Source organism: Chloroflexota bacterium (assembly GCA_015478725.1).
In the GTDB taxonomy this organism is placed as follows: Bacteria; Chloroflexota; Limnocylindria; order Limnocylindrales; family CSP1-4; genus C-114.
This window is the reverse complement of the sequence record JADMIG010000083.1, coordinates 1-1,951: the sequence shown is the minus strand read 5'-3', so window position 1 is coordinate 1,951 and position 1,951 is coordinate 1. Positions and strand designations below refer to the sequence as shown.

General features: G+C 71.6%; 1 protein-coding gene. It reads right to left on the bottom strand.

All coding sequences use genetic code 11. The features are described 5' to 3' along the window. Positions 1 to 67: 67 nt before the first annotated feature. Positions 68 to 1,780: an IS1634 family transposase gene (locus IVW53_15825; GenBank protein MBF6607032.1), complete on the bottom strand. Its 1,713-nt coding sequence runs from the start codon at positions 1,778 to 1,780 to the stop codon at positions 68 to 70. Positions 1,781 to 1,951 lie beyond the last annotated feature (171 nt).

The following is a 1,951-nucleotide window of genomic DNA, read 5'->3' as shown; positions in this document are numbered from 1 at the left end:
CCGAACTTCCAACGCCCGGTGGGCACATTCGAGCACGAGAGCGGCTGGTGAGGCTGCGGCGCTCTGTCTACACGCTCGCGGGTGAGACTCCGATAAGCGCGAGGGCGCGGGCCTGGAGCGGCGTCGGCTCGGAGGGGATCTCGAACGCCGCCTCCTCGCCGAGCCCGGCCGGCACGACCCGGTTGCGGGTCAGGGTGGCGAGCTCGGCCATGAGCGTCGCGAAGCTGCCCACCCGGAGGCCGTCGGGCGTCCGGTGGTCGCGCTCCTTGGCGAGGGCGCTGGCTGAGCGTGCCGGCGGGGCGACCGGATCGGTCCGCGCGGGCGGGGCCTCGTCGCGGAACAGCAAGGGGGCCCAGGCGGCCTCGAGGTGCCAGCGGACATAGGCCGCGAGGAAGCACAGGAAGAGATGCGATCTGACCCGGTCCTCGCGCCAGTGGAAGATCGGCCGGACCGCGAGGTCGTCACCCTTGAGGGCCCGGAAGTCGCGCTCGACCGAGGCGAGACGCTTGTACGTCGCGACGACCGCGGGCGCGTCGAGCCGCTCGGGGCCGACGCTCGTGCGGACGACGTACAGCCCGTCGAGGGCTGCCTCGGCGGCGATCGCGTCGTCCTTCCGCCGATAGGCGAAGACCCCATCGGCGATGTCGAGTTCGAAGTGCTTGGCCATCCGCTTGGCGTTCACCACCCGTCCTGCCCGCAGGCCGATCGCGGCGGCGGTCACGAGCCTGCCCCGGTCGACCGACGCTGCCACCTTGCCGAGGGCACCTTCCGTCGCGGCGAGGAGTGCCTCGCGCTTGCGGGCACGCTCGGCGGCGAGGGCCGGATTGCGGCAGACCACGAGACGCTCGCCGGGAAACTCCGGGCTCGTGATCTCGGCCAGGTCCCGCTCGTCGAACAACCCGAGCTGGAGGTCGCCGGCCTCGACGAGGCCCCGGATCGCGGGCGCCCGCAGGCAACTCACCCAGCCGATCCCGCCGATCTCCCGAAGGCGCTCGATGCGGGCACTGGTGAGCATCCCCCGGTCACCCACGAGGACGATGTCGGTGAGGCCGAAGCGGACCCGCAGCTTCTCGACCTGCGTCTCCACGGTCGCCGGATCGGCGGTATTGCCGGGGAAGGCCTCGACCGCCACCGGGCAGCCCCGGGCATCGGTGAGCAGGCCGAACTCGATCTGGGGGCGGTCCGGGCGATGATCGCGGGAGTGGCCGTGGCGGGCGAGGGGACAGTGGCTCCCCTCGACGTACACCGACGTGAGGTCGTACAGGACGAGGCTGCCGGCTCCCAGGTGGCGGGCCGCGAGCGCTCGCTCGACCCGGGCCTGGCGGGCGAGCAACCAGTCCATCGCCCCGTACAGCTCGTTCTCGTCGGCACCCTCGACCCCGAGACAGGCACCCAGGGTGCTCTGGCCGAGGAGGGCCGCCGTGGCGAGCTTGGAGGCGGGGGCGATCAGGCGGCCGGCCACGAGCGCCAGGGCGAGGTCCCGCAGCCGCGACGGGCGCCGGTCAACGATGCCCGGCAGCCCGAGCGAGCGAGCCATCCCGAGGACCGCCGCGACATGGCCGTGGGGCAGACTGCGCCGGATCGGGAACGGCTCGCCCACGGCCAGGAAGCGCTTGCCCGCGAGCCAGGCCCGGATGAGTTCGACGAGTGGCTCGGGCAGGTGGGACAGGTTGGCGAGCGTCTGCTTCTTGACCTTGCCGTCCTCGCGGTACGAGTTGCGGAGCAGCGTGCTCGTGTACTCGCGTCCGCCCTGGCGGCTCACCACCCTGACTACGTGCATGGCCGGAGTCTTCGCCTTCACCACGCCCCAAGCATGCACATCCAAGCTGGAATGTCAAGTCATCTACTGACTACATCTCACACCGCGCAACAGGCAGCTTCCGACATCGATCCGAGATCAGGAAGGGTCGTGACAGGCCCCGATCAGGCCCGCCGGGCGCTGGAAGTTCGG